Consider the following 20,910-nt stretch of genomic DNA (forward strand, 5'->3'; position numbering starts at 1 on the left):
ACGAGCTGAAGACGCCCATCGCGTCGGTCAGCCTGCTCGCCGAAGCCCTCGACCACGCCGCCGACGAACCCGACCAGGTCCGTCGCTTCGCCGATCGCCTCGGGATCGAGTCGACGAGGCTCGCCCACATCACGAGCGAGGTCATCGAGCTGAGCCGGCTGCAGGCGCGCGATGCGCTGCGCCGCGACGAGCTCGTGAACGTCGACCGAGTGGTCGCGGCCGCCGTCGACCAGAACCGCGTCGTCGCCGCCGCCAAGGGCGTCGAGGTCGCGGTGCGCGCGAAGTCCCGGTCCGAGGTGTACGGCGACGAGGCGCTGCTCGTGGTGGCCCTGCACAACCTGATCTCCAACGCCATCTCGTACTCCAACGAGGGCGGCCGGGTCGGCGTGGGCGTGATCGTCGACGACGACGCCGTCGAGATCTCGGTCGCCGACCAGGGCATCGGCATCGCGCTCGACGACGCGGAACGGGTGTTCGAGCGCTTCTACCGCGTCGACCAGGCGCGCTCGCGCAACACCGGCGGGTCCGGGCTCGGACTCTCGATCGTCAAGCACACCGTGCAGAACCACGGCGGCGACGTGCGGGTCTGGTCCCGCCCGGGGCGCGGGTCGACCTTCACCATCCGGCTTCCGCTCGCCGAGCAGCCCATCCCGCGCGAGCCCGCCCCGGCCGACGTCGACGCCGAGCCCCACGCGTCCGAGCCCGTCGGCGAGGACGCCAAGACCCGCATCGCGGCGGCACTTCCCGCCGCATCATCCGGAGGAGACCGAGAGTGACCCGCATCCTGCTCGTCGAGGACGAGATCGCGCTGAGCGACCCGCTGAGCTTCCTGCTCGAGCGCGAGGGCTACGAGGTGGAGGTGGCGGCCGACGGCCTGGCCGCGGTCGCCGCGTTCGACCGCGACGGCGCCGACCTCGTCCTGCTCGACCTCATGCTCCCGGGCATGCCCGGTACCGAGGTGTGCCGCGAGCTCCGCCAGCGCTCGAGCGTGCCGGTCATCATGCTGACCGCCAAGGACTCCGAGGTCGACATCGTGGTGGGGCTCGAACTCGGCGCCGACGACTACGTCACGAAGCCCTACTCGACGCGGGAGCTCCTCGCCCGCATCCGGGCGGTGCTGCGCCGCCGGACCGAGCCCGACGACCTCGACGAGGCGATCATCGAGGCCGGCCGCGTGCGCATGGACGTCGACCGGCACACGGTCGAGGTCGAGGGCGAGGCCGTCGCGATGCCGCTGAAGGAGTTCGAGCTGCTCGAGCTGCTCATGCGCAACGCCGGCCGCGTGCTGACGCGCGGGCAGCTCATCGACCGCGTCTGGGGGAGCGACTACTTCGGCGACACCAAGACGCTCGACGTGCACATCAAGCGCATCCGCTCGAAGATCGAGGTCACGCCGTCCGAGCCGATCCAGCTGGTGACCGTGCGAGGGCTCGGCTACCGCTTCGAGGCGTAGCGGGCGCCCGGCGGCGGCCCACCCGGCGCTGCGCCGCGAACGAGAAGAGCGGATGCCCCGGCTCGCGCCGCGGCATCCGCTCTCGGAAGCGTGGGGATCGCCCTTACGGGACGAGGTCCTCGTACTCGGGGAGGCGACCGTCGAGGACGGGGACGTTGATCTGGACGCCCTCGGCGCTGCCGGCCTGGAGGTACACCTCGACGAGGCCGCCGACCTCGGCGTCGAGGTCCTCGATGAGCAGCGGCTCCTCCTCCTCGGTGCCGAGCGAGACGGTCTCGCCCGCGTCGACGTCGACCTCGAACGTGTCGCCGCCATCGACGAGCTCCACCTCGAGCGTCTCGTCGTCGTCGCCGGTGTTGGTCACCGACATCACGAGGTTGCCCTCGACGCCGTCGTCGCTCACGATGAGCACGTTGCGCACGTCGAGCGCGCCGAGGTCGGCGGAGACGCCGTCGCTCGCGTCGTACTTCTCGGTCGTCGCCTGGTAGGTCAGCATGGCGCACCCGCTGCCGCCGATGGCGATGCCGAGAGCCAGGGCGACGGATGCCGCGAGACGCGCCTTCACAGGACCTCCAAGGGACGAGCGTGCGCGCAGCGGAATGAGCCCCGGCGCGCGTGGGATCGAGTCGAGTGTAGCCTACGGCGACGGCGGCCTCGGGGAGCGGAGGCGGAACCTTAGCACTACCTCGGTGTGATATCCTGAAAGTTGCCGAAAGGACGTCTATTCATGCTTTTTGAGGTTGGCGAGACCGTCGTTTACCCCCACCACGGTGCCGCAACGATCGTCGAAGTCAAGAAACGAATCATCAAGGGCGAAGAGAAGCTCTACCTCAAGCTGAACGTCACGCAGGGTGACCTCGTCATCGAGGTCCCCGCCGAGAACGTCGACCTCGTCGGCGTGCGCGACGTGATCGGCAAGGAGGGCCTGGACAAGGTCTTCGAGGTGCTGCGCGCCCCCTTCACCGAGGAGCCGACCAACTGGTCGCGTCGCTACAAGGCGAACCTCGAGAAGCTCGCCTCGGGTGATGTCATCAAGGTGTCGGAGGTCGTGCGCGACCTGTGGCGCCGCGACCAGGACCGCGGCCTGTCGGCCGGCGAGAAGCGCATGCTCGCCAAGGCACGCCAGATCCTGATCTCGGAGCTCGCGCTCGCCGAGAAGACCGATGAGGAGCAGGCCTCGACGGTGCTCGACGAGGTGCTCGCCTCCTAGCGCTCGACGCAGCAGACCATCGCCGCCGCGGCCCCCGGCCCGGCGGCGATCGTCGTGTCCGGGCATCGTCCACGACCGCCCCGGGCGTCCGTTCGCGGGTGATCGGACGTCGACGAGACGGGCCGGTCGGGTTCGCACGGCGGGACTACGGTGGAGACGTGAACGACTCCACCGTGGCCGTCATCGTCGTCGCCGCCGGCAGCGGCACCAGGCTCCGGCACGCCGAGCCCAAGGCGCTCGTGCCGCTCGGCGGCGACACCATCCTCGGGGTGGCGCTGGATGCCGTGTTCGGCATGCGCGACGCACCGCACGTCGTGGTCGTCGCCCCGGCCGAGCGGGTCGACGAGGTGCGACGACGCTACGAGTCCCGAGCGCTCGCCGTCTCCGCCGGCTTCGCGGTCGTCGCCGGCGGGCTGACCCGGCAGGAGTCGGTGGCGCGGGGCCTCGCCGAGCTGCCCCGCGAGACCGAGATCGTGCTCGTGCACGATGCGGCGCGCCCGCTCGCGCCCGCCGCGGTGTTCGACGAGGTCGCCGCCGCGGTCGAGGCGCGCGGGCACGGCATCGTTCCCGGCCTGCCCGTGGTCGACACCGTCAAGCGCGTCGACGGGGAGGGTCGGATCCTCGAGACCGTCGACCGGTCCGAGCTCGCCGCGATGCAGACGCCGCAGGGCTTCCCCCGCGAGGTGCTCGAGTCGGCGTACGCCGGCGCCGCGGCGGACTTCACCGACGACGCCGCCCTCGTCGCTGAGGCGGGCGTGCCGGTCGATGTCGTCCCCGGCGATGCGCGGGCGTTCAAGATCACGGTGCCCTCCGACCTCGATCGGGCCGAGCAGCTCGTGGCCGCCCGCGGCGGCACCGGTGCCGCGGCCGCCGAGCGGGCGGCGCATCGGGCCCTGCCCCCGCACGCACCGGCTCCACGGGTGGGCACCGGCGTCGACGTGCACGCGTTCGCCGAGGACGCCGACACCCCCCTCCGGCTCGCCGGCCTGCAGTGGCCCGGTGAGCGCGGACTCTCGGGCCACAGCGACGGCGACGCGGTCGCGCACGCCATCTGCGACGCGCTGCTCGCGGCCGCCGGACTCGGGGACATCGGCGGGATGTTCGGCACCGACGACCCGAGGTTCTCGGGCGCCCACGGCGAGGTGTTCCTCGTCGAGACCGTGCGGCGTCTCGCCGAGGCGGGGTGGCGCGTCGGCAACGTGTCGGTGCAGGTGATCGGCAACCGCCCGAAGCTCGCCCCGCGGCGGGCCGAGGCCGAGGCCGCGCTGACGCGGATCGTCGGGGCGCCGGTGAGCGTCGCCGCCACCACGACCGACGGCCTCGGCTTCACCGGCCGAGGCGAGGGCGTCACCGCACTCGCGACGGCGAGCATCCTCCCGGCCTGAGCCGAGGCACGGCCGAGCACGGCCTGTCATCCACGGCCGAGCCCCGCGGCCCGCGCCCGCCGGATCGCCTCGTCCCTGGTCGACACGCCCAGCCGGGCGGGGATTCCGGCGAGCACGTTCCGCACGGTCTTCACGCTCAGGTGCAGCCGACGGGCGATCCCGGCCGGATCGTGGCCCGCGGCGAGCAGGTCGAGCACCTCGCGCTCCCGTTCGCGCAGCTCGGGAAGGGGCGGCCGCCACGGACCGCCTGCGGGCTGCAGGAGCGCCACCGCCCGCGGCGCGATGCCGGCGCCGAGCAGCATCTCCCCGCGCGCGGCCGCGCGGACGACGCGGACCAGTTCGTCAGGATCGGCGCCCTTGAGCACGAAGCCGACGGCACCCTCGCGGAGGGCGGCCGCGACCGCCTCGTCGTCGTCGACCATCGTGAGCATGACGATGCGGACGCCGGGCGCACGTGCGCGGATCGCACCGAGGGCGTCGATGCCGCTGCGGCGCGGCATCCGGATGTCGAGCAGGAGGACGTCCGGGGCCTCGGTCACGGCGAGGCGGACGGCGTCCTCGCCGTCCTCGGCCTCGGCGACCAGGTCGAGGTCAGCGACGGCGGCGAGCATCGCCCGGACGCCCTGCCGGAAGAGCGCGTGGTCGTCGGCGATCGCGACCCGGATCACCTCGGTCACGGCGCCTCCACGCCGACCGCCGCGCCCGGGATGCGGGCCACCACGGTCGTCCCGGTCGTGCCGCCCGAGACCTCCAGGCGTCCGCCGAGTTCGCGCGCACGACGCGCCATCGACTCGCTGCCCACGCCGACCCCGCCGGTGCCGGGACCATGCCCGTCGTCGGCGACGCGGAGGACGAGCTGGCCGGCGTCGAACTCCAGCGAGACGGTGCACCGCGATCCGCCGGAATGGCGGACGGCGTTGGAGATGGCCTCGAGCGCGATCGCGTACGCGGCCGCCTCCGTCGCCGCGGAGAGCGCGGGCGTGGTCCCCTTCACCTCCACGCGCACGGGTCCGGTCATTGCGTCGGCGTAGGCGCGGACGGCGCCCACCAGGCCGATGTCGTCGAGCGCCGGCGGGCGCAGCCCCCGGACGATGCGTCGGACGTCGTCGACGGCGTGGGTCACCTGCTGCCGCGCCTCCCCGACGAGGTGGACCGCGGCGCCGGGATCGTGTGCGGCCTCGCGCTCGGCCGCCCCGAGGGTCAGCGTCGCCGCGGCGAGCGTCGGACCGAGCTCGTCGTGCAGGTCGTCCCGGATGCGCCGCCGCTCGTCCTCGCGTGCGGCCAGCAGCGCACGGCGCGACCGGTCGAGCTCGCGCGCCAGCCGGCGCCCGTGGAGCACGGCGGCGAGTTGCGCGCACACGGGTTCGAGTGCCTCGGACTGCGCCGAGTCGAGGCGCTCGCCGGGACGGCGCGGCTCGAGCACCAGCCGGCCCTCGAGTCGACCGGCGTGCACGAGTGGCACGGCGAGCCCGTCCGCGTGCTCGCCGGACTCGTCTCCGACCTCGATCGCGGCTCCGCGAAGCCCGAGCGCCTCGGCGATCGAGCCCGCCACGACGTCGGGCGCGAGGGATGGCGTGGCGGCCAGCGCGAGCCCCGATCCGAGTTCCGCGAGCAGGCGTCGCCGGTCGAGGTCGCTGCCGGTGAGTGCTCGCCGGGCCACCCGCAGGGAGACGCGGTCGACCCACGGCAGGACGATGCCGAGCAGTGCGGCGGGGAGCGCGAACGCCACCGCGGGTTCCGCGCCTGCGGCCGCGAGGCCGAGCGCCCCGATGACGTAGATCGCGACCGCCGCCAGAGCGGTGGCGGCCGCGGCGACGACCCGCGTGACGGGCGCCGCTTCGGCCCACAGGCCATTGCGCAGCACGGCGGACGCGATGGCGACCGGGATGGCGAGGAACGCCGTGACCAGGACCGGTTGCAGTGCCAGGTCGACCGCGCCGCCGGTCGGAGCCAGGCCCGATCCCTGCAGCGCGGCGGCGATGCCGAGGGCCGCGAAGGCGGACCCGAGGGCCGCGGCGGTGCCCGCCGTGAGGCGTCGTCGCTCGCGATCGCCCGTGACCATGTTCGCGACGAGGGTCGTGATGACCAGCACGACGACGACCCCGGTGGCGACCGGGACCACCGGCCCCACCTCACCGGTCGCGGATACCCCGATTGAGAGGATCGTCCAGGCGCACCCGGCGACGACGAGCGCCCGTCCCCACCACCCGCGGACCACCCCGTCGGGGAACGACGCCACCCACCAGACCAGCAGCACGATGGATGCGTCGACGAGGGCACCCGCCCACCAGAGGGCCGGATGCTCGGCGACCAGTGCCGGCACGAGCTGCGGGAACCCGACGGAGATCGCGGTGAGTGCTGCGGCGGCCGTGATCGCCCCGCGCGGCTCCGGGCTCGCCGCGGCGCCTCGCAGCAGGAAGGCGGCCGCGGCGAGGCAGGCGGCGGCGACGAGGAGCGACGACACGAGTCCGACGGCGACGTACCCGTGGATCCCGATCCCGAGCCCCGGAAGCCGCGCCGCCGCATCCTCCCCGAGCGAGCCGAGCGGGCACCGTTCCGGCTCGCAGACGGCAGTGCGCGCGCGCCAGACGGCGGGGATCGAGTAGAGGGTGACGGTGCCGGATGCCGCGACCGCGACCGCGACGAGGGAGATCGCGACGCGACTCGCCGCGCGTCGCGCGGGTCGCTCTCGGCCGGGCGCCATGGCCGCAGTGTATCCACGGGTCGGCATGGGGGTCAGGACCGTCCAACCGGGCGCGCCGTGAGCGCGACCGCGGTCCAGGCGAGGGCGAGCGGGATCGAGTTCGCGGGCACCAGGAACATGACCGGGATGAGCAGGGCGACGGCGATCCCGACCCACCACGGCCAGACCCGGCGGCGGAGGGCGCCGAGCACGCCGACGACGACCAGGCCGATCGCGGTGAGCGACACCTCGGCGAGGAACAGCTCGACGGGCGGCTCGATCCCGGTGGCCGCGACCCAGGCCATGGTGCCGCCCGACGCACCGAGCCCGATGACCGCCGGCAGCCACGCGGCCAGCCGCGCGCCGCGGGGGGCGAGCACGGCGAGCGCGACGGCGCCGGCGACGAACGCGAGGCCGCCGAGGCCCTCCGACGCGGCGCCGAGGCCCTGGGCGTGATCGTCGATGTCGAAGCCGCCCAGAGCTGCGGCGGCGCCGACGGCGAACTGCGCGGCGTACAGGGCGACCGCGATCCAGGCCGCCGATCGGGCTAGGGCGCGACGGCGTGCCGTCGAGCGCTCCGTGACGGGGACGGCGGCGTCCGTGGAGGCGGAGTCGCGCGGGCGGTGGTCGATGGACATGGTCGTGCTCCTTCCGAGGCGACGGGGACCGGATCCGTCCGGTCGAACGACCCGTCGGGAGAAGGGTCGCGCTCGAGGCATCCCGCCGGGTCGGGCGCCCGTCCCGGATCCCGGGCGGCCGGTACGCTTGACGGGTGACCGTGCGACTCCACGACTCGAAGGCCCAGGCGCTGCGAGACTTCGTGCCCCTCGAGGAGGGGCACGTCGGCATGTACGTCTGCGGTCCGACCGTGCAGTCGAGCCCGCACATCGGCCACCTCCGCAGTGCGCTGGCCTACGACATCATGCGGCGCTGGTTCACCGCGCGGGGGTACCGCGTGACCTTCGTGCGCAACGTCACCGACATCGACGACAAGATCCTGAACGCCGCCGCCGAGGCCGGCATCGGCGAGCAGTGGTGGTCGCTCGCCTACCGCGTCGAGCTCGAGTTCACCGCGGCCTACAATGCGCTCGGCATCCTGGCGCCCACGTACGAGCCCCGCGCGACGGCGAGCGTCACGCAGATGCAGCAGCTCATCCAGCGGCTGATCGACCTCGGCCACGCCTACCCGGCGCCCGACGGATCGGGCGACGTCTACTTCGACACCTCCAGCTGGCCCGCCTACGGCGAGCTCACGCGCCAATCGCGCGACCACATGGAGGCGGCCGCCGACAGCGACCCGCGCGGCAAGCGCGACCCCCGGGACTTCGCGCTCTGGAAGGGCCGCAAGGCCACCGAGCCGGTCTCCGCCGGGTGGGACTCGCCATGGGGCGCCGGTCGGCCCGGATGGCACATCGAGTGCTCCGCCATGGCGGCGCGCTACCTCGGCGCCGAGTTCGACATCCACGGCGGCGGGCTCGACCTGCGCTTCCCGCACCACGAGAACGAGCTGGCCCAGACCACGGCCGCGGGCGATGCCTTCGCGCGCTACTGGGTGCACAACGGGCTCGTGAACGTCGGCGGGCAGAAGATGTCGAAGTCGCTGCACAACTCGGTGTACGCGCACGAGCTCACGAGCCTCGCCTCGCCGCTCGCCGTGCGCTACTTCCTCGGGCAGGCGCACTACCGCTCGATCCTCGACTACACGCCGGACTCCCTCGCCGAGGCCGAGGCCGCGGTCGATCGCATCCGGACCTTCCTCACCCGCGTCGACCGTCGTCTCGCGGGGACCCGGTACGCCGACGAGGGGGCGGATGCCACGTGGCCCGACGCCTTCGCGGAGGCCATGGACGACGACCTCGGCGTACCGCAGGCGCTCGGCGTGCTCCACGAGACCGTGCGCGCCGGCAACCAGGCGCTCGACGGCGAGGACCTCGGCGCTGCCGCGGCCCTGCGCGGGCAGGTGCTCGCCATGGTGCGCGTGCTCGGCATCGATCCCACCGACGCGTTGTGGGCGACGGACGCGGGCCCCGCGGCATCCGCCCTCGACGCGCTCGTCGCCCGACTCATCGAGGACCGGCGCGCGGCGCGCGCCGCGAAGGACTGGGCCTCCGCCGATCGCATCCGCGCCGAGCTCGCGGATGCCGGCATCACCATCGAAGACAGTCAGACCGGAACGCATTGGAGCCTCACCTCATGAAGGGCAGCAGCGGCAAGTCGCGGTCGGGGGCCGTGCGCAAGAAGGGCAAGGGCAAGCAGGTCGGCACCGGCGGCCACAGCCGGAAGGCGCTCGAGGGCAAGGGCCCCACGCCGAAGGCCGAGGACCGCCCGTACCACCAGGCCTACAAGAAGAAGGCGGCCGCCGAGCGCGCCGCCGCACGCTCGGGCGGACGCAACGTGCAGCGCCCGGGCGCTCCGCGCGGCGCCTCGGGCGCGGCGCGGCGCGCGAAGTCGGGCGACGAGTCCGAGATCCTCTCGGGCCGCAACTCCGTCGTCGAGGCGCTGCGCACCCGCATCCCCGCGACGACGCTCTACGTGGCCGCGCGCATCGAGATGGACGACCGCGTCAAGGAGTCGTTGAAGATCGCCACGAGCCGTGGCATCCCGGTCCTCGAGGTCATGCGGCCGGAGCTCGACCGCCTCGCCGGCGAGGGTGCGGTGCACCAGGGCGTCGCCATCAAGGTGCCGCCGTACGACTACGCGCACCCGGTCGACCTGCTCGACGAGGTCCTCGAGTCGGGGGAGACCCCGCTGCTCGTCGCGCTCGACGGCGTCACCGATCCGCGCAACCTCGGCGCCATCATCCGCTCGACCGCCGCCTTCGGCGGCCAGGGCGTCATCGTGCCGCAGCGCCGCTCGGTCGGGGTCACCGCCGCCGCGTGGAAGACGTCCGCCGGCGCGGCCGCCCGGGTCCCCGTGGCGATGGCGTCGAACCTCACGCAGACGCTCAAGGCGCTCAAGGAGCGCGGGGTGTTCGTGCTCGGCCTCGACGGCGACGGCGACGTGAGCCTGCCGGGCCTCGACTTCGCCGACCGGCCCGTGGTGATCGTGGTCGGGTCCGAGGGCAAGGGGCTCTCGCGCCTCGTGACCGAGACGTGCGACGCAGTGGTCTCGATCCCGATCTCCTCGGCGACCGAGTCGCTGAACGCGGGCATCGCCGCATCCGTGACGCTCTACGAGATCGCGCGCCTGCGCGCCGCGGCCGAGTAGCCGGGGCTCGCCGGCTCCGGCCGCGTCCGGGCCCGGGCGCGGGTCAGCGCTTCAGGCGGAACGCGGGGTGCCTTCCCCGCGTCAGTCTCCGCACGGCGTCCGGGGCGTCGGGTGAACGTAGGCGATCGCGTACCACCGGCACGCGTGGCTCGACCGGTCCGGATCAGGCGGCTCGTTCGAACCAGTCGATCGCGAGGTCGGCGACCGCGGCGGGGGCGTCGTCGGTGATGAAGTGCGCCGCGTCATCGACGTAGGCGAACTCGACGCGATCGGCGTACCGCTCCGGATGCCGGCAGACGCGCCCGATGATCTCCTCGGTCCAGGGATGACCGGGTCGGCCGAGCACGACGAGGGTCGGTACCGTGAGCCTCCGCCGGCGGTAGACGCCGCGGGCCATGCGCATCGCCTCGGGGAGCGCCATGCCGCGGAAGAGCGGACGCACCGCGTCGTCGATGTCGCGGCGGCGCATCGGGGCGAGATGGGCGTCGACGACGTGCGGCGGCATCGGATGGGCGACGAACTCCTCGGAGAACGTCGCGCGGAGTGAGGCGCCGGGGCGGTGCCAGAAGTGCGGGGGCAGGTGCCGGAAGGCCGGGGCGACCTTGGGGCTGAATGTGATGAAGGCCGGGGGTACGGAGAGCTGCACCGCCGTTCGAACCCGTTCCGGGTGGTCGTAGGTCATCTGCACGGCAGTGATCACGCCCATGTCGTGGGACACGAGGTGCATGCGCTCGATGTCGAGCGCATCGAGGAGGGCGAGCAGGTCGCGCAGCCGGCTCTCGCGTTCGATGCGAGGATCGTCGGCCGTCGTCCAGCCGGCTCCCCGCAGGTCAGGGCAGTACGCGCGGTAGCCCCGTGCGGCGATGACCGGCGCGATGGCGTGCCATTGCCACCAGTGCTGGGGGAACCCGTGCAACAGCATCACGGGTTCGCCTGCGCCGATCGCGGCGACGTGCGTACGAAGGCCGGGCGTCGTGACGACGAAGTGGTCGAAGCCGGGGGCCTGCGGCAGCGGCGGCGACCATGCCGCGGCGTCGATCGGAGTGAGGTGTCGCTCGGGTATGGCCATGACGACCCCCTCCAAGCCCGATGGCTACTACGGTCATAGTAGATTTCGCGAATCGGGGCGTCAATGACGGATCGCCGACCGGATCGCGCAGCAGGAGCGCGCCGACCTCGAACCGATCACGACCCGGCGCTCACCGACCCGGCCAGGCGATCGACGGACTCCGCGTAGCGGTCGAACGCCCGTCGGAGATCTTCGCCGCGCGGACGCACGCGCCGTGCCATCGACCGCGAGCTCCCCGGTCTCAGACCTTGAGCCGCCAGTCGCCCTCGTCGTCGGGGTCGTGCACCGGGACCGCGGCCGTGTCGGGGGCGACCGACGGGAGCGCCGCGGTGAGCGCCTCGGTCGGCGGCCCGATCACGGTCGCCTCGTCGCGGCGGTGACGGAGCACGTCGTTGATGTACGCGGTGAGCGCCTCGGCGAGCGGGATGTCGCGACCCTCGCGCTGCGCCATGTACCAGCGGTGCTCCAGCATCTGGTGGAAGATCTCGGCGGGCTCGAGCTTGCCTCGGAGCTCCTGCGGGACGGCCCGGATGACGGGCTCGAACACGCGCATGAGCCACTCGTGGGCGACCATCTCCTCGTCCTCCTGCGGCCGGTAGGCGGCACGGTACGAGTCGAGGTCGTTGAGGAGGCGGCGCGCCTGGTTCTCGCCGGCGTCGAGTCCGGTCAGCCGCAGGAGCCGGCGCTGGTGGTGACCGGCGTCGACCACCTTCGGCTGGATCCGGAGCGTGGTGCCCGACGAGTCGGTGCGGATCGCGAGCTCCTCGATGTCGAAGCCGAGGTCGTTCAGGCGGTTCACCCGCTCGTTGATGCGCCACCGCTCGGTGACGCCGAACGACTCGCTGCCGGTGAGCTCGCTCCAGAGGTTGCGGTAGGCGTCGACGATGCCGTCGGAGATGCGCACGGGGTCGAGCTCGTCGGCCACGCGGCCGCCCGCCTCGAGGTCGAGCAGTTCGCCGGCGATGTTCACGCGGGCGATCTCGAGGTCGTTCTCGCGCTGCCCGTTGGAGAGGCCGCCCTCGTAGAGCTTGCCGGTCTCGGCATCGACGAGGTACGCGGCGAACGCGCCGGCGTCGCGCCGGAAGAGCGTGTTCGAGAGCGACACGTCGCCCCAGAAGAAGCCGATGATGTGCAGCCGCACGAGCAGCAGCGCGAGCGCGTCGACGAGGCGGGTCGCGGTATCGGGCCGGAGCGTCTGGGAGAACAGCGCCCGGTAGGGCAGCGAGAACCGCAGGTGCCTCGTGACGAGCACGGGAGCCAGCGCGGCGCCGTCGGAGTCCGTCCGGTTGGTGATCACCGCGACGGGCTCGACGCACGGGACCTCGAGGCGCTGCAGCGTGCGAAGCATCTCGTACTCGCCCCGGGCCATCTCCGCCGTGGTCTCCTTGATGGCCACGACGTGCCCGCCGAGGTGGGCGAATCGCACCAGGTGCCGGGAGATGCCCTTGGGCAGCGCGGCGATCGCCTCGCTGGGCCAGGCCTCGAGGGGGAGGTCCCAGGGGAGGTCCAGCAGTGCCGGATCGGTCATGGCCGACGTGATCGAGAGTGTGCCGCTCATCACGGGACAGCGTACCCGTGGACGACGAAGCCGGCCGGGCCCGCGGCCCGACCGGCTTCGTGACGACCGGTTCCGGTCAGCTGACGACGGCCTCCTTGAGCAGGCGCTCGCCCGACTCGGCGTCGAACACGTGCACGTGCTTCGGCGTCGGGAGCAGGTAGACGGTGTCGCCCGCGAACGGGTGCGTGCGGCCGTCGACGCGCGCGACGATGTCGGTGCGCTTGCCCTCGATCTCGGCGTGGCCGTAGAGGTAGCCGTCGGCGCCGAGCTCCTCGACGAGGTCGACCTTCACCTCGAGGCCATCGCCGGCGGTGGTCGACACCTGGATGTCCTCCGGACGGACGCCGACCGTGACGACCTGGCCCGACGCCGCGTCGAGCGCGTCGCGCTCGATCGGCACGACCGTCTGGCCGAACGCGACGCCGCCGTCGGCGATCGGCGCGTGGAAGAGGTTCATCGCCGGCGAGCCGATGAAGCCCGCGACGAAGACGTTGGCCGGCCGCTCGTAGAGCTCGCGAGGCGTGCCGACCTGCTGCAGGACGCCGTCCTTCAGCACCGCGATGCGGTCGCCCATGGTGAGCGCCTCGGTCTGGTCGTGCGTGACGTAGACCGTCGTGACGCCGAGGCGGCGCTGCAGCGAGGCGATCTGGGTGCGGGTCTGCACGCGCAGCTTCGCGTCGAGGTTCGACAGCGGCTCGTCCATGAGGAAGACCTGGGGCTGGCGCACGATCGCGCGGCCCATGGCGACGCGCTGGCGCTGGCCGCCCGAGAGGGCCTTCGGCTTGCGGTTGAGGTAGGGCTCGAGGTCGAGCAGCTTGGCCGCCTCGAGCACCCGGGCGGCGCGCTCCTCCTTGCCGACGCCGGCGATCTTGAGCGCGAAGCCCATGTTCTCGGCGACGGTCATGTGGGGGTACAGCGCGTAGTTCTGGAACACCATCGCGATGTCGCGGTCCTTCGGCGGCACGTCGGTGACGTTGCGGTCGCCGATGAAGATGTTGCCGTCGTTGACCTCTTCGAGGCCCGCGAGCATGCGGAGGGACGTGGACTTTCCGCAGCCGGAGGGACCGACCAGGACGAGGAACTCCCCGTCGGCGATCTCGAGGTCGAGCTGGTCGACCGCGGGGCGGGTGCCACCCGGGTAGAGGCGGGTGGCCTTGTCGAACGTGACTGACGCCATGGTTCTGCTTCTCCTTCACCGGCAGGTACGTGCCGGACGATCCGTAGTGAATGGAAACGCCGACTTCCGTGTCGACGCCCCACCAGTATGCCATGCGCCCGCGAGGGCCCCGGCGGGGCAGCGGCGCCTCGGAGCCGGCGACCGGCGCGCTCCCGGGCGTCGTTTGGACGATTCCCAGTGATCGCTCCTACACTCGACCCTGCGTGCGCCTGCACCCACGCGCGCCCTCACAGCGACCCGGAGTTGACCATCGATGAGCACTGGCGGATCAGAACCCCGTCCCACCCGTAACCAGCGACGGGAGGCCGCGCGCGAGAAGGCACGGGCTCTCCGGGAGGAGCAGAAGAAGCGGGACCGCCGCAACCGACTCCTGCTCCAGGGCGGCGTGGTCGTCGCGATCCTCGCGGTCGCGGCCCTGATCGGCGGACTCATCTTCAACAGCGTGCAGCCCGAGGGTCCCGGGCCCCGCAACATGGCCAGCGACGGCATCCTGCTCGTCGGCGGCGAGGATGGCATCGAGCCCGTGGAGACGCCGGCGATCGAGGCCGGGGGCCAGCCCACGCCCGCCGAGCCCGACGAGAGCGGCACGATCGCGAACATCGTCGTCTACGTCGACTACCTGTGCCCGTTCTGCGGCCAGTTCGAGACGACGAACTCGAACACCATGCGCACGATGGTCGAGCAGGGTGCGGCCACCCTCCAGGTGCACCCGATCGCCATCCTCACCAACAAGAGCGCGGGCACGCAGTACTCGCTGCGTGCCGCGAACGCCGCGGCGTGCGTGGCCGACCTCTCGCCCGAGGCGTTCTTCGACTTCAACTCGCTCATGTTCGAGAACCAGCCCGAGGAGCTCACCCCCGGCCTCACCAACGACGAGATCGCCGAGCTCGCGCTGCAGGCCGGTGCGGCCTCGTCGGTCGAGCAGTGCATCGACGACGTCACGTTCAAGAGCTGGGTGCAGGATGCGACGGAGCGTGCGCTCACGCAGCCCATCCCCAACTCCGACCTGGCCTCGGTCACCGGCACCCCGACCGTGCTCGTGAACGGCCGCCAGTACGTCGGCTCGCTCGAGGACCCGGCCGAGTTCCAGGCGTTCGTGCTCCAGGCGACCGGTGAGAGCTACTCGGAGTCGGAGGCGACCCCGACCCCGACCCCGAGCCCGACGCCCGAGGCCGGCTAGCCTCGGTTCGCGTCGACCGGCGGCCCGGCCCCGTGGGGTCGGGCCGCCGTCGTGCGTGCCCCATCGGGCCTCGGTAGGATGACTGCAGTCCACATGCCGGCTTGGCGCAATTGGTAGCGCACCGCTCTTGTAAAGCGGTGGTTACGGGTTCGAGTCCCGTAGCCGGCTCGATGTCGAGAGCACCGGGTCCGTCGGCAGCGACCCAGGATCCCCAGTTCGTCGCGCCCGCGGCCGGAGGGTCCGCGCACCGTCACGCCCATGCCGAGCCCGCCGTGGTCCCGATGTGGGTGGCGATCCTCCTGGTCGTGGTCTCCGGAGGACTGGTGGCGCTCCAGTCGCGCGTGAACGGCGAGCTCGCACGACGGCTCGACGACGTCTCGGTCGCCGCCGCGATCTCGTTCGGATCGGGCCTGGCGATCCTGGCGGTCATCGCGGCGACCTGGCCGGGCGGACGGCGCGGGCTCGGCCGGCTGCGCGAGGCGGTGCGCACCCGGGCGTTGCGGTGGTGGATGCTCCTCGGCGGTCTCGCCGGCGCGTGGTTCGTGACCACGCAGGGTCTCGCGGCGGGCGTGCTCGGCGTGGCCCTGTTCACCGTCGCGATCGTCGCAGGGCAGACCCTCGGCGGCGTCGTGTTCGACGCGATCGGCCTCGGTCCCGGCGGCCGGCGGCCGCTCAGCCCGACGCGCATCGCCGGGGTGGTGCTGGCCATGGCGGCGATCGGATGGGCCGTCTCGGCGCAGCTGGCCGGCGCGGTGCCGTTCTGGCTGATGGTGCTGCCGTTCGCCGGCGGCATCGGGGCGGCATGGCAGCAGGCCATGAACGGCCGGGTCCGCACCGCGTCGTCGAGCGCGCTCGCGGCGACGCTGCTGAACTTCCTCGTCGGCACGGCGGTGCTCGTGCTCGTCATGCTCGTCCGCGCGGCGGTCGTCGGGTGGCCGACGCGGTTCCCGGTCGATCCGTGGCTGTACTCGGGCGGCGCCATCGGATGCGTGTTCATCGCCGCGCAGGCGGTGCTCGTCCGCCGGGTCGGGGTCCTCGTCCTGGCGCTCGGACTGGTCGCCGGTCAGCTCGCTGCGGCGCTCGCGCTCGACCTGCTCCTGCCGACGTCGGGGCGGCCGGTCGGACTGGAGACGGTGGGCGGCACGGTGCTCGCGCTCGTGGCGGTCGTGCTCGCCGGCATCCACTGGCGACCCGCGCGCCACCTCGTGGGGCAGGCCGCCGAGACCTCGACGGCGCCGACGCGCGCCGTCGCCGCCGAGGTCAGTCGAGGACGCTGAGCCGGTTCGCCGCGCGGTCCGCGGAACGGCGGTCCGGGCGGTCGGCCTCGAGGCGGCCCCCGACGTAGAGCCAGCCGAGGAGTCGCTCGTGCTCGGCCAGGCCGTGCATCCGGGCGATCGCCGGGTGCCGCGTGTGCGGCCCGGTGCGCCACATGACGCCCCATCCCGCATCGTCGAGCAGCAGCTGGAGCATGTGGCCGACGCCGGCGGCGCAGGCGTCCTGCTCCCACTCCGGGACCTTCGGGTGGGGGCGGGGTGCGGCGACGAGCGCGAGCAGCAGCGGCGCGCGCAGCGGCTTCGCCGCCATCCGCTCGGCCGCGGTCCCCTCAGCGCCGGAGGCCTCCACGAGCGCGGCCCCGAGCCGGCGGCGGGCGTCGCCGCGCAACGCGATCACGCGCCACGGCGACAGGGCGGCGTGATCGGCGACGCCGGCGGCCGCCGAGAGCAGTTCGGCCAGCTCGGCGTCGCTGGGCGCCGCGTCGGTCACCCGCGGCCACGACCGACGTGCTCGGATCGCCCCGCGGACGCTCCGTTCCGTCACGGCTCGGGCGTGAAGTCGAGCGCGATCGAGTTCATGCAGTAGCGGTCGCCCGTGGGAGTCCCGAATCCGTCGGGGAAGACGTGACCGAGGTGCGAGCCGCACTGCGCGCAGCGGACCTCGGTCCGCACCATCCCGAGCGAGACGTCCTCGAGCAGTTCGACCGCCTCGGCGCGCACCGACTCGTAGAAGCTCGGCCAGCCGCAGCCGGAGTCGAACTTCGTGCCCGACTTGAACAACTCGTTGCCGCAGCCGGCGCAGGCGTAGATGCCGGCCCGCTCCTCGTCGAGCAGCTCGCCCGTCCACGGGCGCTCGGTCGCGGCCTCGCGCAGGACGGAGTATCGCTCGTCGCCGAGTTCGTCGCGCCACTGGTCGTCGGACTTGTTCACCTGGTAGGACATGGTTCTCCTCGTGCGTTCGGGCAGCATCCATCGTCGCAGGCGGATGCCGCCTCCGATGCAACGCGGCGCCCGGACGCGGTGTTCCCGCGGCGTGCACGCGTCGACCGTCCGAGCGACGCGCGGGTCCGGATGGCGGCCGCGCCGCGCTGTGCGTCGGGCTCGCGGGCCCGCATCCCTAGGATGTGACCACGATCTCGACGTCGGGAGGAGCAAGCGTGGACGGCGACGGCCTCGACGACGCGCAACGCGCCATCCTCGCCTTCGAGTCCCGGGCCTGGCGGGATCCGGCCCGCAAGGCCGACGCGATCCGCGAGGAGCTGGGGATCTCGGCGGCCCGGTACTATCGGCTCCTCGGCGCCCTCGTCGACTCGCCCGCCGCGCTCCGGTACGATCCGATGCTCGTCGGGCGCCTGCAGCGCCAACGGGCGGCACGCGCGCAGACGCGTTCGCGCCGCACGTTCCCGACCGCCCGGCCGCTCGCCTGAGCGCCCCCGACCGACTGGAACCCAGGTGCAGAAGTTCCCCCGCGACCGATTCGACTCCATCCCGCACGGCATGGACCGGGTCGGCGCGCATCGCGCGCCCGAGCGGCGAGGGCGCCGGTGGGTCGCCGTCGCCTGGGCGGCGCTCGCGACGGTCGTGCTGGCCGGCGCCGGGATCGCGGCCGTGGCGGCCTACAACCAGCGGCTCGACTTCGACGACGCGCTGCCCTCGGCGGCCGCGCCCGAGCCGGGTCCGACGGCCGAGCCGACCGTGGCGCCCGACGTGACGGTCGCCGTCCTCAACGGCACCACGACGAGCGGGCTCGCGGCGAGCGTCGGAGAGCTGCTGTCCGGCGCCGGCGTCTCGGTCGGCGTCACGTCGAACGCCGACGCCTCCGACATCGAGCAGACGGTCGTCTACTACGGCTCGGCCGACCTGGAGGGCGCGGCGCGCGGCGTCCTGCAGCAGCTCCCTGTCGGCGACGTCCGGCTCTCGGAGGAGTTCGGCCAGGAGGGCATGCAGATCGTCGTCGTACTCGGGTCCGACTACCCGGCGCCCGGCGCCGGCTGAGCCCGGGCGAGTCGGCTCCGCTCGAATCGTTGCCATTCTGCGACCATTCGCGGCGGCCGGACTCTTGTGCAGCGGTGCGATCGCATGGCTATCTGGAATCGGCGGCTCGACTACCCCGTGTGAGCACCCGACGCCGGTCCCCGACGTCGACGTCGGCACGACGACCGCCCGGTACCGCCGAAGGCACGTGCTGACTCGATACACGGCAACATGGGAGCAACGCATGGCGAACGGAACCGTCAAGTGGTTCAACGCTGAAAAGGGATACGGATTCATCACCGTCGACGGCGGAGGGCAGGACGTCTTCGTCCACTACTCCGCGATCGACATGTCGGGGTACAAGGTCCTCGAGGAGGGCCAGCAGGTGACCTTCGAGGTCGGCACGGGCGCCAAGGGTCCCCAGGCCGAGGCCGTCCGCCCCGCCTGATCCGAACGGTCGGAAGCGCCGCCGGTCACCCCGGCGGCGCTTCCGCATGTCCGTGCGTGGTCTCGTGGGGGTGCGCTCGCTTGCACTCTCCGCGGGTGAGTGCCAGAATCGATCTAGCACTCACTCGTTCTGAGTGCTAACCCCTTGGAATCTTTCATGACGTCCGGAAGGGACGAGAGACACACATGGCAAAGATCATTGCTTTCGATGAGGAGGCCCGCCGCGGCCTCGAGCGTGGCCTGAACACGCTCGCCGACGCGGTCAAGGTGACCCTCGGCCCGCGCGGCCGCAACGTCGTGCTCGAGAAGAAGTGGGGCGCCCCCACGATCACGAACGACGGCGTGTCGATCGCCAAGGAGATCGAGCTCGACGACCCGTACGAGAAGATCGGCGCGGAGCTCGTCAAGGAGGTCGCGAAGAAGACCGACGACGTCGCCGGTGACGGCACCACCACCTCGGTCGTGCTCGCCCAGGCGCTCGTCCGCGAGGGCCTGCGCAATGTGGCCGCCGGTGCCGACCCCATCTCCCTCAAGCGCGGCATCGAGAAGGCCGTCTCCGCCGTCTCCGAGGAACTCCTCGGCGCGGCGAAGGAGATCGAGACGAAGGACGAGATCGCGGCGACCGCCTCGATCTCGGCCGCCGACCAGCAGATCGGCGAGATCATCGCCGAGGCGATCGACAAGGTCGGCAAGGAGGGCGTCGTCACGGTCGAGGAGTCGAACACGTTCGGCACCGAGCTCGAGCTGACCGAGGGCATGCGCTTCGACAAGGGCTACCTGTCGGCGTACTTCGTCACGGACCCGGAGCGCCAGGAGGCGGTCTTCGAGGACCCGTACATCCTCATCGCCAACCAGAAGATCTCGAACATCAAGGACCTGCTGCCGATCGTCGACAAGGTGATCCAGTCGGGCAAGCAGCTCCTGATCATCGCCGAGGACGTCGACGGCGAGGCCCTGGCCACGCTCGTCGTGAACAAGATCCGCGGCATCTTCAAGTCGGTCGCCGTCAAGGCTCCGGGCTTCGGCGACCGCCGCAAGGCCCAGCTCCAGGACATCGCGATCCTCACCGGCGGCCAGGTCATCTCGGAGGAGGTCGGACTCAAGCTCGAGAACGCCACCCTCGACCTGCTCGGCCAGGCCCGCAAGGTCGTCATCACCAAGGACGAGACGACCATCGTCGAGGGCGCCGGCGACCCCGACCAGATCGCGGGCCGCGTTGCCCAGATCCGTTCGGAGATCGACAACACCGACTCGGACTACGACCGCGAGAAGCTCCAGGAGCGCCTCGCCAAGCTCGCCGGCGGCGTCGCCGTCATCAAGGCGGGCGCGGCCACCGAGGTCGAGCTCAAGGAGCGCAAGCACCGCATCGAGGACGCCGTCCGCAACGCGAAGGCCGCCGTCGAGGAGGGCATCGTCGCCGGTGGTGGCGTGGCCCTCATCCAGGCCGGCGCGAAGGCGTTCGAGACCCTCTCGCTCGTGGGCGACGAGGCGACCGGCGCGAACATCGTCCGCGTGGCCATCGAGGCGCCGCTCAAGCAGATCGCACTCAACGCCGGCCTCGAGCCGGGCGTCGTCGCGAACAAGGTCTCGGAGCTCCCGGCCGGCCACGGCCTGAACGCCGCGACCGGCGAGTACGGCGACCTCATCGCCCAGGGCATCATCGACCCGGCGAAGGTCACCCGCTCGGCGCTGCAGAACGCCGCGTCGATCGCCGGCCTCTTCCTCACCACCGAGGCCGTCGTCGCCGACAAGCCGGAGAAGGCCGCTGCCGCGGCTCCGGCCGACCCCACGGGCGGCATGGACTTCTGAGTCCGCCGCGGGCTCCGGCCCGCTCCGCGGCCGCGGTCGCACCAACGCGCGAAGGGCGCCCCCTCCGGGAGGCGCCCTTCGTCGTGCGCGGACGTCCGCGGCCCGGCTCCGGCCGCCCGGCGGCGGAGGTCCGCGACAGGGCTCCGGCCGCCCGGCGATCGTGCCGCTCAGCGCAGGAACAACCGGGCGCTCGCCTGCTCGGCATCGGCGTAGTGCGCCGCTGCCGCGCCGAGGGACTGGTTCAGCCCGGCCAGGCTCTGCTCGACGTGCTGCTGCGTCTGCCGCCAGTCGGCCACGGCGGCCTGGAACGACGCCGACGCCTGGCCGGTCCACACCGCCTGCAGTCCGGTGAGCTGGGCGAGCAGCGCGCCCACCTCCGACTGGATCCTGCCGATCGTGCCGCGCACGCCCTGTGTCGCGGCGAGCACCTGCTCGCTGTCGACCTGGTACCTCGTCATCCGCCATCCGTCCTTCCTCGCGGTGC

Annotated in this window: 22 protein-coding genes and 1 tRNA gene; 13 read left to right on the forward strand and 10 right to left on the reverse strand. The window is 72.6% G+C overall.

Annotation, left to right across the window (positions count from 1 at the left end; translation table 11 throughout):
* Both ABME01_RS13395 and ABME01_RS13400 read left to right on the forward strand, forming a co-directional pair.
* Positions 1-776: sensor histidine kinase (locus ABME01_RS13395; protein WP_353828927.1), on the forward strand; the 776-nt coding region annotated here is incomplete at its 5' end.
* Complete coding sequence (locus ABME01_RS13400; protein ID WP_353828928.1) at positions 773-1,453, forward strand: response regulator; 681 nt, start codon at positions 773-775, stop codon at positions 1,451-1,453. The genes ABME01_RS13395 and ABME01_RS13400, both read left to right, overlap by 4 nt.
* Positions 1,454-1,556: 103 nt before the next feature.
* Here the strand turns inward: ABME01_RS13400 and ABME01_RS13405 are convergent, their stop codons facing one another.
* The gene (locus ABME01_RS13405) at positions 1,557-2,018 is read right to left on the reverse strand and encodes a hypothetical protein (RefSeq protein WP_353828929.1); all 462 of its coding nucleotides are present in this window, start codon (positions 2,016-2,018) and stop codon (positions 1,557-1,559) included.
* A gap of 162 nt (positions 2,019-2,180) precedes the next feature.
* Here ABME01_RS13405 and ABME01_RS13410 point away from each other — a divergent pair, with 162 nt between their 5' ends.
* Both ABME01_RS13410 and ispD read left to right on the forward strand, forming a co-directional pair.
* On the forward strand, positions 2,181-2,663 hold the full coding sequence (locus tag ABME01_RS13410; protein ID WP_067948714.1) for a CarD family transcriptional regulator: 483 nt from the start codon (positions 2,181-2,183) through the stop codon (positions 2,661-2,663).
* A 158-nt stretch (positions 2,664-2,821) separates the two neighbouring features.
* The gene (ispD, locus tag ABME01_RS13415) at positions 2,822-4,048 is read left to right on the forward strand and encodes a 2-C-methyl-D-erythritol 4-phosphate cytidylyltransferase (RefSeq protein WP_353828930.1); all 1,227 of its coding nucleotides are present in this window, start codon (positions 2,822-2,824) and stop codon (positions 4,046-4,048) included.
* Between the two features lie 26 nt (positions 4,049-4,074).
* On the opposite strand, the gene ABME01_RS13420 is transcribed toward ispD, so the two are convergent.
* From ABME01_RS13420 to ABME01_RS13430, 3 genes are read right to left on the reverse strand one after another with little or no spacing between them, the layout of a single operon-like run.
* Entirely contained in the window at positions 4,075-4,725 is a 651-nt protein-coding gene (locus ABME01_RS13420; RefSeq protein ID WP_353828931.1) for a response regulator, read from the reverse strand.
* Positions 4,722-6,752, reverse strand: a complete 2,031-nt coding sequence (locus ABME01_RS13425; RefSeq protein WP_353828932.1) for a sensor histidine kinase — start codon at positions 6,750-6,752, stop codon at positions 4,722-4,724. Before ABME01_RS13425 ends, ABME01_RS13420 begins: the two co-directional genes overlap by 4 nt.
* Before the next feature lie 32 nt (positions 6,753-6,784).
* The gene (locus tag ABME01_RS13430) at positions 6,785-7,369 is read right to left on the reverse strand and encodes a hypothetical protein (protein WP_353828933.1); all 585 of its coding nucleotides are present in this window, start codon (positions 7,367-7,369) and stop codon (positions 6,785-6,787) included.
* Between the two features lie 134 nt (positions 7,370-7,503).
* On the opposite strand from ABME01_RS13430, the gene cysS reads away from it, so the two are divergent.
* Both cysS and rlmB read left to right on the forward strand, forming a co-directional pair.
* Positions 7,504-8,928, forward strand: coding sequence for a cysteine--tRNA ligase (gene cysS, locus ABME01_RS13435; RefSeq protein WP_353828934.1), 1,425 nt, complete (start codon positions 7,504-7,506; stop codon positions 8,926-8,928).
* Entirely contained in the window at positions 8,925-9,938 is a 1,014-nt protein-coding gene (gene rlmB, locus ABME01_RS13440; protein WP_353828935.1) for a 23S rRNA (guanosine(2251)-2'-O)-methyltransferase RlmB, read from the forward strand. Before cysS ends, rlmB begins: the two co-directional genes overlap by 4 nt.
* A gap of 163 nt (positions 9,939-10,101) precedes the next feature.
* Here rlmB and ABME01_RS13445 read toward each other — a convergent pair whose 3' ends face one another.
* The 3 genes from ABME01_RS13445 to ABME01_RS13455 form a co-directional block, all read right to left on the reverse strand.
* Positions 10,102-11,007, reverse strand: a complete 906-nt coding sequence (locus ABME01_RS13445) for an alpha/beta fold hydrolase (protein ID WP_353828936.1) — start codon at positions 11,005-11,007, stop codon at positions 10,102-10,104.
* 241 nt (positions 11,008-11,248) lie between these two features.
* Entirely contained in the window at positions 11,249-12,565 is a 1,317-nt protein-coding gene (locus ABME01_RS13450) for a DUF4032 domain-containing protein (RefSeq protein ID WP_353828937.1), read from the reverse strand.
* 76 nt (positions 12,566-12,641) lie between these two features.
* Positions 12,642-13,742 carry an ABC transporter ATP-binding protein gene (locus ABME01_RS13455; protein WP_353828938.1) on the reverse strand — a complete coding sequence of 367 codons (1,101 nt, stop codon included), beginning with the start codon at positions 13,740-13,742 and terminating at the stop codon, positions 12,642-12,644.
* A gap of 253 nt (positions 13,743-13,995) precedes the next feature.
* Between ABME01_RS13455 and ABME01_RS13460 the strand changes: the two genes are divergently transcribed.
* From ABME01_RS13460 to ABME01_RS13470, 3 genes are all read left to right on the forward strand, one after another.
* The gene (locus ABME01_RS13460) at positions 13,996-14,922 is read left to right on the forward strand and encodes a DsbA family protein (protein WP_353828939.1); all 927 of its coding nucleotides are present in this window, start codon (positions 13,996-13,998) and stop codon (positions 14,920-14,922) included.
* A gap of 95 nt (positions 14,923-15,017) precedes the next feature.
* A tRNA-Thr gene (locus ABME01_RS13465) sits at positions 15,018-15,090 on the forward strand.
* Between the two features lie 2 nt (positions 15,091-15,092).
* Positions 15,093-16,199, forward strand: coding sequence for a DMT family transporter (locus ABME01_RS13470; RefSeq protein WP_353828940.1), 1,107 nt, complete (start codon positions 15,093-15,095; stop codon positions 16,197-16,199).
* Here ABME01_RS13470 and ABME01_RS13475 read toward each other — a convergent pair.
* The gene (locus ABME01_RS13475) at positions 16,183-16,740 is read right to left on the reverse strand and encodes a nitroreductase family protein (RefSeq protein ID WP_353828941.1); all 558 of its coding nucleotides are present in this window, start codon (positions 16,738-16,740) and stop codon (positions 16,183-16,185) included. The genes ABME01_RS13470 and ABME01_RS13475 overlap by 17 nt on opposite strands.
* Entirely contained in the window at positions 16,737-17,138 is a 402-nt protein-coding gene (gene msrB, locus ABME01_RS13480) for a peptide-methionine (R)-S-oxide reductase MsrB (protein WP_353828942.1), read from the reverse strand. Before msrB ends, ABME01_RS13475 begins: the two co-directional genes overlap by 4 nt.
* A 215-nt stretch (positions 17,139-17,353) precedes the next feature.
* On the opposite strand from msrB, the gene ABME01_RS13485 reads away from it, so the two are divergent.
* From ABME01_RS13485 to groL, 4 genes are all read left to right on the forward strand, one after another.
* Positions 17,354-17,623, forward strand: a complete 270-nt coding sequence (locus ABME01_RS13485) for a DUF3263 domain-containing protein (protein WP_353828943.1) — start codon at positions 17,354-17,356, stop codon at positions 17,621-17,623.
* Between the two features lie 25 nt (positions 17,624-17,648).
* Positions 17,649-18,191: a LytR C-terminal domain-containing protein gene (locus ABME01_RS13490; RefSeq protein WP_353828944.1), complete on the forward strand. Its 543-nt coding sequence runs from the start codon at positions 17,649-17,651 to the stop codon at positions 18,189-18,191.
* 223 nt (positions 18,192-18,414) lie between these two features.
* Positions 18,415-18,618: a cold-shock protein gene (locus ABME01_RS13495; RefSeq protein WP_353828945.1), complete on the forward strand. Its 204-nt coding sequence runs from the start codon at positions 18,415-18,417 to the stop codon at positions 18,616-18,618.
* Positions 18,619-18,803: 185 nt separating this feature from the next.
* Entirely contained in the window at positions 18,804-20,426 is a 1,623-nt protein-coding gene (gene groL / locus ABME01_RS13500) for a chaperonin GroEL (RefSeq protein WP_353828946.1), read from the forward strand.
* A gap of 167 nt (positions 20,427-20,593) precedes the next feature.
* On the opposite strand, the gene ABME01_RS13505 is transcribed toward groL, so the two are convergent.
* Positions 20,594-20,884: a WXG100 family type VII secretion target gene (locus ABME01_RS13505; protein WP_353828947.1), complete on the reverse strand. Its 291-nt coding sequence runs from the start codon at positions 20,882-20,884 to the stop codon at positions 20,594-20,596.
* Positions 20,885-20,910: the final 26 nt, after the last annotated feature.

Origin of the sequence: Agromyces litoreus, assembly GCF_040496015.1 — a bacterium.
GTDB classification, from domain to species: domain Bacteria; phylum Actinomycetota; class Actinomycetes; order Actinomycetales; family Microbacteriaceae; genus Agromyces; species Agromyces litoreus.